Origin of the sequence: Stenotrophomonas sp. 2694 (assembly GCF_040548715.1) — a bacterium.
GTDB lineage: Bacteria > Pseudomonadota > Gammaproteobacteria > Xanthomonadales > Xanthomonadaceae > Stenotrophomonas > Stenotrophomonas indicatrix.
In genome coordinates this window covers 1-12,855 of the sequence record NZ_JBEPSG010000039.1, presented here as the reverse complement: position 1 = coordinate 12,855, position 12,855 = coordinate 1, and the positions used below count along the sequence as shown (strand labels likewise).

9 protein-coding genes are annotated in these 12,855 nt (G+C 66.8%); 3 read left to right on the top strand and 6 right to left on the bottom strand.

Annotated features, from left to right (window positions below):
• Window positions 1-349: 349 nt before the first annotated feature.
• From ABIA73_RS21425 to mtnC, 3 genes are all read left to right on the top strand, one after another.
• Window positions 350-991 carry a methylthioribulose 1-phosphate dehydratase gene (locus ABIA73_RS21425; protein ID WP_059064090.1) on the top strand — a complete coding sequence of 214 codons (642 nt, stop codon included), beginning with the start codon at window positions 350-352 and terminating at the stop codon, window positions 989-991.
• Window positions 992-1,082: 91 nt separating this feature from the next.
• Entirely contained in the window at window positions 1,083-1,640 is a 558-nt protein-coding gene (locus ABIA73_RS21420; RefSeq protein ID WP_025874787.1) for a 1,2-dihydroxy-3-keto-5-methylthiopentene dioxygenase, read from the top strand.
• Between the two features lie 3 nt (window positions 1,641-1,643).
• The gene (mtnC, locus tag ABIA73_RS21415; protein ID WP_099842389.1) at window positions 1,644-2,339 is read left to right on the top strand and encodes an acireductone synthase; all 696 of its coding nucleotides are present in this window, start codon (window positions 1,644-1,646) and stop codon (window positions 2,337-2,339) included.
• Between the two features lie 149 nt (window positions 2,340-2,488).
• Here the strand turns inward: mtnC and ABIA73_RS21410 are convergent, their stop codons facing one another.
• The 6 genes from ABIA73_RS21410 to ABIA73_RS21385 all read right to left on the bottom strand — a co-directional run bounded on the left by ABIA73_RS21410 (window position 2,489) and on the right by ABIA73_RS21385 (window position 12,444).
• Window positions 2,489-5,068: a beta-mannosidase gene (locus tag ABIA73_RS21410; RefSeq protein WP_502960558.1), complete on the bottom strand. Its 2,580-nt coding sequence runs from the start codon at window positions 5,066-5,068 to the stop codon at window positions 2,489-2,491.
• 140 nt (window positions 5,069-5,208) lie between these two features.
• Window positions 5,209-6,435 (bottom strand): AGE family epimerase/isomerase, encoded by a 1,227-nt coding sequence (locus tag ABIA73_RS21405; protein ID WP_354276251.1) that lies wholly within the window; start codon window positions 6,433-6,435, stop codon window positions 5,209-5,211.
• On the bottom strand, window positions 6,432-7,427 hold the full coding sequence (locus ABIA73_RS21400) for a carbohydrate kinase family protein (RefSeq protein WP_025874794.1): 996 nt from the start codon (window positions 7,425-7,427) through the stop codon (window positions 6,432-6,434). Before ABIA73_RS21400 ends, ABIA73_RS21405 begins: the two co-directional genes overlap by 4 nt.
• Before the next feature lie 7 nt (window positions 7,428-7,434).
• Window positions 7,435-8,748: an L-fucose:H+ symporter permease gene (fucP, locus tag ABIA73_RS21395; protein ID WP_025874796.1), complete on the bottom strand. Its 1,314-nt coding sequence runs from the start codon at window positions 8,746-8,748 to the stop codon at window positions 7,435-7,437.
• Window positions 8,749-8,823: 75 nt separating this feature from the next.
• Entirely contained in the window at window positions 8,824-9,873 is a 1,050-nt protein-coding gene (locus tag ABIA73_RS21390) for a LacI family DNA-binding transcriptional regulator (RefSeq protein ID WP_088100695.1), read from the bottom strand.
• A 96-nt stretch (window positions 9,874-9,969) separates the two neighbouring features.
• Window positions 9,970-12,444 (bottom strand): GH92 family glycosyl hydrolase, encoded by a 2,475-nt coding sequence (locus ABIA73_RS21385; RefSeq protein WP_481446763.1) that lies wholly within the window; start codon window positions 12,442-12,444, stop codon window positions 9,970-9,972.
• Window positions 12,445-12,855: the final 411 nt, after the last annotated feature.

Sequence of the window (12,855 nt, the reverse complement as noted above, 5' to 3'; positions counted from 1 at the left end):
CCACGCCGGCTCTCGACACCTACGTTGCCAGATTCCAATCAGATAAGGCTTGGCCGCGGCATCCATGCCGCGGACACCCCCGCGAACCCAACCCGCCCCACCTCCGACAGTCTCCTGCCCCGTCCGGTAGATCCACGCCATGCGTGGATGAAGCGTTCCGGGAAATGAATGTTCGGGGACGAATCTACTGTAGAGCGGAGCCATGCTCCGCTCCGAGCACGCGCAGCGAAGCGACCCGCTTTCGCTTTTCCTTCTCCACTCCGTGGCTGGCCCGCCCACCCCATGAACCGCTCTACGCGACCAGCCACGAGGGGCTCAGCCGTTGGCCGAATCCAGTAAAATCGCCCCCATGAACACCCCCACCTTCCCCTACGACACCGCGCGCCTGAGCGAACTGGCCCAGCTGCTGATCGACAACGTCCGCGAACTGGCCCAGGCCGGCTGGACCCCGGCCACCAGCAGCAACTTTTCCCACCGCCTGGACGACCGCCACGCCGCGATCACCGTCTCCGGCAAGGACAAGGGCCGCCTTATTGAAGACGACATCATGGTCGTGGATTTCGATGGCAAGGCCGTCGGCCGCCCGCTGCGCCCGTCTGCCGAAACCCTGCTGCATACCCAGCTGTATCGCCGCTTCCCGGAGATCGGCTGCGTGCTGCATACGCATTCGCCGGTGCAGACCATCGCCTCGCGCCTGTATGCACCGCAGGGCCATATCCGGGTGGAAGGCTACGAACTGCTGAAGGCCTTCGCGGGCAACAGCACCCACGAGATGGCCATCGACATCCCGGTGTTTGCCAACACCCAGGACATGGACGTGCTGTCGGCCCAGGTCGACGCCCTGCTCGACACGCAGACCCTCTGGGGCTACCTGATCGACGGCCACGGCCTGTATGCCTGGGGCCGCGACATGGCCGAAGCACGGCGGCACATGGAAGCGTTCGAATTCCTGCTGCACTGCGAGCTGGAGCTGCGCAAGCTGCGCCGCTGAAGTTTCCGGCACGGCCAGATGCCGTTCTGGAATCAGGCCATCAACGCCACCCTGCTACCCTGTCCTTCCCCGAGACGTTCAAGCTGCCGCCATGAGCCGACTGCGCATCTACGACGATACCCATCCCGAATCGCCGCTGCTGGACACCCAGGACGGCGCGATCATCGCTGCCGAACTGCAGAAGATCGGCGTCACCTTTGAGCGCTGGCAGGCCACCGCGCCGGTCGCCCCGGGCGCAAGCCAGGACGAAGTGTTCGCCGCCTACCGCGCCGACATCGACCGCCTGGTTGCCGAACGCGGCTTCAAGAGCGTGGACGTGGCCTCGATCGCCCCGGACAACCCGAACCGCGCCGAGCTGAGGAAGAAATTCCTCGACGAACACTTCCACAAGGAAGACGAAGTACGCTTCTTCGTCGCCGGCTCGGGCCTGTTCACCCTGCACGTGGGCGACAAGGTCTATGAGATCGAGTGCGTGAAGGATGACCTGATCGCCGTGCCCGACGGCACCACCCACTGGTTCGACATGGGTGATGAGCCGAGCTTCGTGGCGATCCGCTTCTTCACCGAACCGGATGGCTGGGTCGGTCACTTCACCGGCACCGACATCGCGCAGAAATTCCCCCGTTACATTCCGACCCAGGCGTCCTGATCAATGCAGCCCCGCGTCATCCTGACCGACATCGAAGGCACCACCAGCAGCATCTCGTTCGTCAAGAACGTGCTGTTCCCGTACGCACGCCAGGCGCTGCCCGGCTTCGTCGCCGACCATGGCCAGCAACCGGAGGTGCGTCGCTGGCTGGATGCAGTCGCCACCGAGATCGGCGGCGCCTGCCAGGACAGCCTGGTGGCCGAGACGCTGCAGGGCTGGATCGACCAGGACCGCAAGCACACCGCACTGAAGGCCCTGCAGGGGCTGATCTGGGACGCGGGCTACCGTCGTGGTGACTACACCGCGCACTTCTACCCGGAGGTAGCGCCGGTGTTGAAGGGGTGGCACGCCTCGGGCCTGCCGCTGTATGTGTACTCCTCCGGCTCGGTGCCGGCGCAGAAGCTGTTCTTCGGCTTCAGCGACGCCGGTGACCTGAGCCCGCTGGTGTCGGGCTGGTTCGATACCGAAGTCGGTGGCAAGCGCGAGGCTGACAGCTACCGCCACATCGTGCAGGCCATCGGCGTTCCCGCTGGCGAGATCCTGTTCCTGTCCGACGTGGTCGAGGAACTGGACGCCGCCCGCGAAGCCGGCCTGCAGACACGCCTGATCGATCGCCTGGACGACTACCCGATGCCGCGCATCGGCGACGCCGCCAACGGCCATGATCGCGTCGAGAACTTCCAGCAGATCCAGTTCTAACAGCTATCCGCTGCGCTCGCCGGGCATGGCCCGGCGCTACCGGGGTACGCTGCGGGAAACCGCCTTTGGTAGATGCCAACCTCGGTTGGCATTCGTAATGCCCGCCCAAAGCGTGCCAACCAAGGTTGGCACCTACCAGGGCGCCTCTCTCAACGATCGTTGAGGGTCTTCACCTTCAAGGCCTCGCGCAGCGCAGCCAGATCCACCGGGCCACGCACGGCGATGTCGCGGGTTTCGGCCGGCAGCAGGTCCAGCAGGTTGTCTTCCACCTGCACGTCGAGCGCGCCGAAATCGATCCAGGCTGCGCGCACCAGCGCAGCGCTGTGCAGCCGCAGGCGATAGTGGTCACCGTCGATCGCCAGCGTTGACGTCAACTGCTGGCGTGGCAGCACCTGGTCCTTGGCTTCAACGAAGCCGACCACCTGCCGCGCCGTCACCTTGCCATCCTGCAGCAGCTCGAACACCGCCACCGTCCGCGCCGGCTCGGCGCCGGCCAGCAGCTCGGCATCCGCGTAGGTGCCGATATCGGTCACCCCGGCGGCAGCCAAGGTCACCGCCTGCTCGCGTCGGCGCAGCACCTTGCCCTCAACGTCCATCACCCGCAGGCGCCAACGTGCATCCAGCGCGGCACCATCGTTGATCAGGCGCACGCGGGTACTGCCTTCATCGCGCAGTGCGGCCACCGTAACCGGCGCGAAGAAGCGCCGCGCGGCATAGTGCAGCGCCTTCCAGCGACCGAAGTAGTCCACGCTCGACCACGATGCTCCCGGCCAGACATCGTTGAGCTGCCAGTACAGCGAGCCCATCGTGTAAGGTCGCGAAGCGCGATGGTGCAGCGCCGCCAGGGCGATGCCATCGGCCTGCATCACCTGGCTCAGGTAGACGAAGTCCTCGAAGTCCTTCGGCGTGCCGTAGCCCAGTTCGATGTAGTGCAGCAGGCGTGTATTGCCCTCGCCGGCCATGAACTTCTGGTGCGCACGGATCACCGGGCTGTCGATTCGCTGTTCGGCACGGGTGGCGATCTGGTCCACCGTCGCCACCGCTGGCCAGGCCTGTAGGCCGTACTCGGACATGAAGCGCGGGGTCTCGCGCAGATACGCCTGCACCGGCAATGCCGGATTGCCCCACACCTGCCAGTAATGCTTGTCGCCACGGGTGGAGTCGTTGGCCTTCTCGTCCAGGTCGTTGCTGGGCGAACTGGACCAGTACGGCACGCCCAACCCATCTTCGCTCACCACCTGGCGCAGGTCGTTGCCGAACAGGTCAACGTAGCCCTGCCAGACCTTCGCTGCGAACGCCGGATCGGCGGACTTCAGGTCACGGCCGTGGCCCCAATCCTTCCACGCCGTTTCTTCCTCGTTGTTGCCACACCACAGCACGATGCTGGGATGGTGGCGCAGCCGGCGCACGTTGTCGCGCGCCTCGGCGACCACGCTGGCGCGGAATGCCGGGTCGTAACCCGGCTGCATGCCACCGCCGAACATGAAGTCCTGCCAGACCAGCAGGCCCAGTTCGTCGGCGATGTCGAAGAACGCATCGTCCTCGTAGTAGCCGCCGCCCCAGTTGCGCAGCATGTTCATGTTGGCATCGCGCGCGGCGACCAGTACTTGGCGCAGGCGCGCAGCATCAACGCGCGCGGGGAAGGCGTCGAAGGGGATCACGTTCGCGCCCTTGGCGAAGATCGGCACCCCGTTGATGACGAAGGCGAAGCCCTGCCCTCCCTTGTCGTCCTGCTCGCGGCGCAGTTCGACGGTGCGCAGGCCGATGCGCTGTTCGCGCGCCAGCACCGGATCGGCACTGCCGTCCAGGCGCGCCTGCACGGTGTAGCGGTCCTGCGCACCATGGCCGACCGGCCACCAGCGCCGCGGCTTGGCCAGTTCAACCGGCACGTCCACGCTGTTCCGGCCGGGCTTCAGTTCGACCGTGCGCTGCACCCGTGCGACGCTGCGGCCGTCGGGATCCCGCACTTCAACGTCCACCGCAATCGGAGCGGCGACCGCGTCCTGCTCCACCTGCAGCACTACCGCCAGCTTTGCCTTTTCTGCATCAAGCGCATCAGTGCGTACGGCCAGGTCGGTCAACCGATGCGCATCCCATGCCTGCAGGTCCACGCCCCGCCAGACGCCGGCAGTAACGTAGCGCGGGCCCCAGTCCCACCCGAAGTGGTACGCCGGCTTGCGCGCGAAGTTGCCGACCATTGCGTCCTTGGGTTCATCGCCGTAAGGCGATGGATAGTTGCCGGCAATCCTGTGCGGCATGGCCTGCACGCCGGGCAGCAGTGTGCGGATCGGCGAACGGAACACGATCTGCAACTCATTGCCCTTCGCACGCAGGCGACCTTCGACGCGGGCGCGCCAGGTGCGGTGGGCATTGTCGGCGCGCAGCAGCGGCTTGCCGTTGAGCGTCACCTCGGCATAGGTGTCCAGGCCGTCGAAGCGCAGCTCGGCATGGGCCTTTGCCAAGCTGGCAGCGTCCACATCGAAACGGGCGCGGTACTCCCAGTCGGCCAGACCGATCCACTGCAGCTCGGCTTCGGGCGCACCGACGTAGGGATCGCGGATCAGCTCATGCGCCAGCAGATCGGTGTGCACGCTGCCTGGCACCGTGGCTGCGCGCCACTGCTGCAGGCCAGGATGGGCCGCGCCCTGCGCGTCGCCGGGCAGCAGCCGGAACTCCCATTGCGCCTGCAGCGGTGCGGCGCCTGCCGGGAAGGCGCCAAGGGCGATCATCAACAGCAGCAGACGGACAGCGTTGGAAATGCGATGCACGTGATACTCCTGTTTTTCCGCCGGGCATGACCCGGCGCTACCAATGCCACACGCCACGGCAGCGCCGGACCACGTCCGGCGAGCGCGCAGCGCGGCAGACCTCAACGCACGACGTTCAGCACTTCGTAGCACGCACCCATGGTGTGGTAATCCACCTTGCCGGCCGGGCTCTTCTCATCGCTGTACTTGCGGTTGTCGGCGTCGAGGATGCGGAACCATGCGCCGTATCGATGGTCGACGAAGTGCTCCCACGAGTATGCCCAGATACGGTCGTACCACTGCCAATAGCGGTCATCGCCGGTGCGTGCGGCCATCAGCGCGGCGGTGGCCAGGGTCTCGGCCTGCACCCAGAAATACTTGTCGTCGTCACAGACGAAGCTGTCACCGCCGATCGGCGCGCCGTCCATGCCCGGCTGCCGGCGCGACTCCGGGGCGAAGCCGTAGTACAGGCCGCCGCGCACCTCGTCCCAGCTGCGCTCTACGGCAACATCGAACAGATGCTGCGCGGTCGGCACCAGCCAGTCGGCCTGCACGTGTCGGTCCAGGATCAGCAGCAGCTTGGCCCACTCGGTCTGGTGCCCCGGCTGGAAGCCCCACGGACGGAACAGGTGCTTGGGATCGTCCAGGTTGTAGTCCCAGTCGATGTTCCAGTTGACGTCGTAGTGTTCCCAGACCAGACCGCCGGCCTTTGCCGCCTGGCGGCGGGTCATGTTGTCGGCCAGCTGCAGCGCGCGCTCGACATAGCGCTGCTCGCCACTGGCCTCGAACGCGGCCAGCATCGCCTCGCACATGTGCATGTTGGCGTTCTGGCCGCGGTAGCCGGTGAAGTTCCACTGGCCGTCGGCCTCGTCCCTGTACAGGCCGTGTTCGGCTTCCCAGAAGCGCGCCTGCAGCAGCTGCCAGGTTTCGTCCATCCACGTGCGGGCTTCTTCGATGCCCGCCTTCAACGCACAGCTGTAGGCGAGCAGCACGAAGGCCACGCCGTAGCAGTGGTTCATGTCGTCCTCTACCGCACCATCGCGCAGGGTCCAGGCGTAGCCGCCGGTGGCCGGGTTGCGGTGAACCTCGCGCAGGTAGCGCACCCCGTGCTCGACCGCGTCGCGATACTCGGCGTTGCCGAATTCGCGGTAGGCCATGGCGTAGTTGAAGACGAAGCGGGTACTGCTCACCAGATGACGATGGCTGGCGTCGTAGATGCTGCCGTCGTCACGGAAGTAATGGAAGAAGCCGCCCTTCGGGTCGATGCAGCGCGGATGGTAGAACGCCATCGTGTCGGCGATGTGGGCGCGCAGGAACGCGGGGGAACGGAAATCGGGCGAGGTGCTCATGCGGGGAGATCCTGTAGCTGCAGCAGCTGCTGCACTTCATCGAACGAGGGCATCGCGGCGAACGCGCCCTTGCGGGTCACCGCCAGTGCGCCAACGGCGGCGCCGAAGCGCAGCGTGGCGGCGATCGCCTGCGGGTCCTGGCAGAACGCGGCAAAGCCCGCACCTGCCCCACCCCGCTCCAGCAGGCCAACCAGCACGCCGCCGACGAAGGCATCACCGGCAGCGGTGGTGTCCACGGTGGCGACGCGGAAACTGCTGACCTTGCCCTGCGTTTCACGGGTATACCAATGCAGCGTGGCGGCGCCGTCGGTGATGATCACCCAGCGTGCCTGCGCGGCCAGCAGGCGGCGCAGCACCAGCGCCTCGCCGTCATCGCCCAGCGGGGCGGCCAGGTAGTCCAGTTCCTCGCGCGACAGCTTGACCAGGTCGGCGCGCTCCAGCGCCTGCCACAGGCGCGGTGTCGGGTCGACATCGGCCGGCCACAGCGCCGGACGCAGGTTGAGATCCAGGCTGACCACCGCGCCGGCCGCACGCGCACGGTCCATGCCGGCGAACGTCGCTTCGGCGATGTCCGCTTCGGTCAGGCTGTTGGAACAGACGTGGAAACACTGCGCGCCATCGAAGCAGCCCGCCTGGAAATCGCTGTCACGGAACAGCAGGTCGGCCGCAGGCGGACGGTAGAAGCTGAAGCTGCGTTCGCCGCCCGCGTCCAGTGCAACGAAGGCCAGCGCGGTTTTGGCCGCGTCGGTACGCACGATGTAGTCGGTGCCGACGCCGTGTTCGCTCAGGCTCTCCGCCAGGAAGTCGCCGAACATGTCGCGGCCGAGCATGCCGACGAACTGGGTCTTCGCGCCCAGCCGCGCGGCGGCCACCGCGACGTTGGCCGGTGCACCTCCGGCGTACTGCAGGAACGCGCGCGGGGTATCGGCCGAGGCCGGCGGCTGCGCTAGTAGATCGATCAAAATTTCGCCGAAGCAGACGATGGAACCCATTTTCGACTCAGCCTCCCTGCGTGCCGGCAGCCGGCGCGCGGGCGCCGACCAGTCCGTAGAAAATGATGTAGCCGTAGCACAGCAGCGGCAGGATGAAGCTGGCCTGCACACCGATGTGGTCAGCCAGGACGCCCTGCAGGTAAGGCACCACCGCGCCACCGACGATGGCCATGATCAGCAGGCTCGAACCCTTGCTGGTCAGCGGGCCCAGGCGCTCGATGCTGAGCGCGAAGATGGTCGGGAACATGATCGAATTGAACAGGCCGATCGCCACCACCGAGTACAGCGCGACATTGCCGGAGGTCATCATGGTCAGCGTCAGCAGGCCCACGTTGACCAGCGCGAAGATCGCCAGCAGGCGGCTCGGCGAGAAGCGCGCCAGCAGCGCCGAACCGGCGAAGCGACCGATCATCGCCATCGTCCAGTAGGCCGACACATAGTGGGTGGCTTCCTGCTCGCTGAAACCGCCGATGGTGGGCATCGACAGGTAGTTGACCAGGAAGCTGCCGATCGACACTTCGGCGCCAACGTAGAAGAAGATGCCGAGCACGCCCAGCAGCAGGTGGCGCTTGCGCAGCGCATCCAGATAGCTGTGCTGATGCCCCTGGTCAGCCTGCTCGGTGGTGTCGTTCAGCGCCGGCAGGCGGAACAGGAACACGAACAGGGCCAGCAGCACCAGCGCCACGGCCAGGCCGACGTAAGGGCCCTGCACTGCGTGTGCCTCGGCGGTACGGTAGGCGAGCTGCTCGGCGGCCGGCAGCGCGGCGATCTGCTCGCCGCTCATGGCCGTGTTGGACAGGATCAGCATGCCGCCGAAGATCGGCGCGATGGCCGTACCCAGCGAGTTCAGCGCCTGCGCCAGGGTCAGGCGGCTGGAACTGGTCTGCTCCGGACCAAGCAGCGCGACATACGGGTTGGCCGCCACCTGCAGCACGGTGATGCCGGTGGCCAGCACGAACAATGCACCGAGGAAGGCGCCATAGACGCGCAGCTCAGCGGCCGGCCAGAAGCCCAGTGCACCGATGCCGGCGATCACCAGGCCGGCGACGATGCCCTTCTTGTAACCCAGCGCTGCAACCAGCCGCCCTGCCGGCAGCGACATCAGGAAGTAGGTGCCGAAGAAAGTGAACTGCACCAGCATTGCCTTGGCGTAGTTCAGCTCGAACACCGCCTTCAGATGCGGAATCAGAATGTCGTTGAGGCAAGTCAGGAAGCCCCACATGAAGAAGATGGTGGTGACCACGGCCAGCGCCTTGCCGTTGGTGACGGCAGGCTGGTTGCCCGGGGAACCTGATGGGCGGGGCGTTGCGGAGATCGGCATGCGGTACGCGCCTCGATGCGCGAAAGGTCGTTGGTGCGTGGAAGGGTGCAATCAGTTCAGGAGCGAAGCATCAATTCAATTCGGACGTGCGGCGCTGCTTTCGCGGATGCGCAACTGTACCGGGGCGACCGTGCGCCGTGGTGGCGCATCCGGTTCCTCCAGCCGCTGCAGCAGCAGCGAGGCCGCCTGCCGCCCACGTTCGCGTGGGTCGGCCGTCAGGGTGGTCAACGGCGGCACGGCAACCGACGCTTCGGAAATATCGTCGAAGCCGGTCACCGCGAAGTCACCGCCGGGACGGATGCCGCGCGAGTTCAGGCCCAGCATCAGGCCCAGCGCGACGGTGTCGTTGTAGCAGACCGCTGCGCTCGGCCGATGGCCGTCGACGAACAGTTCATCGGTGCGCGCGGCCGCTTCCAGGCGGTTGGGTGCAGATTCGATCATCCAGCCCGGCGGCAATGCCAGCCCGGCTTCGGCCAGTGCCTGCTGGAAACCGGCACGACGCTGGTGGCAGGAACTCGATGCCGCGTGGCCACCGAAGAATGCGATCTGGCGATGGCCGCGCTCGATCAGGTGACGGGTGGCCAGGTAGGCACCATGCTGGTTGTCGAGGGTCAGGAAGTCCCAGTCGGCGCCGTCCAGTTCGCGGTTGAACAGCAGTACGTTGGCGTTGGCGCCCAGCACCTGCCGCAGCAGCGTGGCATCGCTGCCTTCGGCCGGCGACAGGATCAGGCCCGCAGGCGTGTGTTCCATCAATGTCGACAGCACCGCCTGCTGCCGCTCGGGCGACTCGCCGGTACTGCCGAGCAGGGTCACGTAGCCGCGCCCGCCCAGTGCCTCATCCACACCGGAGGCGAATTCGGCGAAGAACGGGTTGGACAGATCGTTGATGACCAGGGCGATGCTGGAAGACGTGCGCCGCCGCAGGTTCGCTGCAGCGCGGTTGTAGACGTAACGCTGGCGGCGCAGCTCAGCCTCGACCCGGGCGCGGGTATCGACGTTGACCAGCGGGCTGCCGCGCAGCACCAGCGACACGGTCGCGCGCGAAACGCCGATGGCACGGGCGATGTCGGTCACCGTCACCGCCTTGCCGGAACGCTTGCTGGAACTGTCGCTGTTGTCGTTCATCGTCTTCCCGCACTCCGATGGATGCTCAAGCCTAATGGATCGCGGCCCTGTCGTGCCGTGCCGTTCGCTGGGTTGCCTCGAACGGCACAGCCCGGCTCAGTGCAGCTGGCTGCCCGGTGCCGCGCACCAGGACACCGGCAGGTCCTTGACCGCCGTGCCCCAGCCCTCGGTCGGCGCCCGCCCGTCCAGCGCGAAGCGCAGCTTCGGGCCCTGCTGCAGCTGGCTCCAGCCCAGCCATACCGGCGCATGTGCCTGGCCGTCGACCTGCACGCCCTGCACGTACTGCAGGCGGCGGCCATCGGCGCCAGGTGCCTCGATGCGCAGGGTGCGGCCATTGCCCAGCTCAACCTCGACCTTGGCAAAGCGCGGCGTATGCAACAGGAACTCGCCGCTGCCCGGCACCGCCGGGTACACGCCGATCGCACTGAACAGGTACCAGGCCGACATCGTGCCGAGGTCATCATTGCCGGTCACGCCGTTGGGCGCATTGGTGAACAGCTGCTGCGCGGCGCGCACCACGGCGGCGGTCTTCCACGGCTGGCCGATCAGCGTGTACAGCCACGGCGAGTGCAGGTCCGGTTCGTTGTTCGGGTTGTAGCGGAACTGGTTGTAATAGCTGTACGGCCCGACCACCCACTCCTTGCGGGCGGCATTGAGGGGGTCGGCCTGCAGAGCGTCCATGGCGAAGAAAGCATCCAGGCGGCGGCCGGCCTGTTCGCGGCCGTCCATCGCTTCGACCAGGCCCGGCACGTCCTGCTGCGCCAGCCACTGGTACTGCCACGCCGTGCCTTCATGGAAACCGTGATGCGAGCGCGGGCTGTAATGGCCATCGGCCGGTGTGTACCACTGGCCATCTTCGGTACGCGGGCGCGGGAAGCCGGTGAAGCCGGTCTCGGCGTCGCGCACCTGCGGGTCCCATACCTTGCGCCAGTTGCGGCCGCGCTCACGCAGGACCGCCGCATCCTGGGCATGGCCAAGCCCATCGGCCATCTGCGAAAGCGCGCAGTCGGCCAGTGCGTACTCCAGCGTTGCCGAACCACCATGATGGGGATCGACATCCATGCCCTTGGACGGGAACGCGCGGTCGTAGACCACGTAGCCCTTGTCCAGGTAGGTCGGGTTGCCGGAGCGACCGGCAGCACGCGAGTTCAGCGGCGGCGTACCGAACGCATTGCGGCGCAGCGCATCCCATGCCTGCCCTTCGCGGCCCTTGAGCGCGCCGAAGCGCCACAGGTCGACCATGAAGGGGGTGACCGGATCGCCGGTCATGATGTTGGTCTCGAAGTTGGCATAGCCCCAGCGCGGCAGCCAGCCGCCCTGCTCATCGATCGCCAGCAGGCTGCGGCCGATGTCGCGCGCCACGTCCGGGCGCGTCAGTGCCAGCCACTGGTTCTGTGCACGGTAGGTGTCCCATAGCGAGAAGTACTCGTAGTAGGTCCAACCATCGGCGCGATGGATGCCGTCGTCGTAGCCGCGGTAACGGCCGTCGGCATCGCTGCCGGTGAGCGGCTGCAGCAGCGCGTGGTACAGCGCACTGTAGAACACGGTGCGGTCATCGCCATTGCCGCCCTGCACGCGCACGCGTGCCAACTGCTCCCGCCACGATTGCTGCGACAGCGCGCGCATGCGTTCGAAGCCCAGCAGCGCCCCGCCCTGCATGCCCTCGGCGCGCAGGTTGGTGCGCGCACCTTCGGCATCCACATGCGAAATCGCGCTGACGGCGGTGACCGACTGGCCCTTGGCCAGGTCGAAGCTGAGCCACGCGCCATTCGGCTTCTGCTCGCCTTCCATGCTGTGGCGCGCGCCCGGCAGGCCGCCGCCCTCGCCCCAGGTGCCATGCGCCTTGAACGGGCGGTCGAACTCGATGCGGAACCAGGTGGTGTACTGGTGCCCGCCGCAGAAACTCTTGGTGACCAGCTTGCCTTCCACCACGCGGTCACCCACCACATCGACCACGCTGCCGATCACCGAGTGGCGCTCGTTGGCCTGACCGACATTCACCAGCACGTGGCCATCGCCCTGGCGCTGGCTGAAGGTGTAACGCTCGGCAGCTGCGCGGGTGCGCGCGGTCGCTTCGGCGTCGATGCCGCCGTAGCTGGTCAGGCGCACCTTGTAGTAGCCGGCCTGGCCGATCTCACCGTCGTGGCTGTAGGCCGACGCATAGGTCTTGTGATTGAAGGCTTTCGCATCGGCGGTATCGAAGTCGCCGCCGGGGCCGATCGAACCGGTCACCGGCAGCACCGAGACCTGCCCACCCTGCTCCCAGCAACCGGCGCCGGACAGGAAGGAGTGGCCGAAGCCGCGGATCTTGTCGTCGTCGTAGCGCCAGCCCGAATAGTGGCTGCCGATCGGGCTGACCTGGATCAGGCCGAACGGTGCCGAAGCACCGGGGAAGGTGTTGCCGTCATCCTTGCTGCCGATGAAGGTATTGACCTCGCGCTCCAGCGCGACCGGTGCGGCCTGCAGCCAGGGCGTCACCGCCAGTGCCAGCAGGCAGGCGATGCGGGCCAGGGGCCGATGGGACAATGCCGACAGGCGGCGGGCGGGACGACGGCGGGACAACCTGGTCACGGGCAGGACTCCTTGGCGGCAGGGCGGCAGCGAAGAACCGGCCGCACAGGCCGAGCCCTCGTCTCCATCGGTACAAATCCGCACCCCGGCGGATTTAGATCGATTCAAGTAGAGCATGGGAATTTCGCCCAATGCATTCTGCGGCGCAGCATGAGCGGAGGGCTTCGGCCGGGCTGCGCCCGGCACCCGCAGAGGCCGGAGCAACGGCGACGGCGACGGCAACAGCAACGGCAACAGCAACGGCAACAGCAACGGCAACAGCTGCATTCCGTGGGGTGGCGGGGTGTGCCCGGTTGCGGGGGACGCCGTAAACCCGTCCCTGAAGTGACCCCCTAAAGTTGGACAGTTGGGGATCAGGCAGCCAGCGCGACCTGTTCCCGGTACTTTACCGGGCTCAGGCCCTTTAGTTTC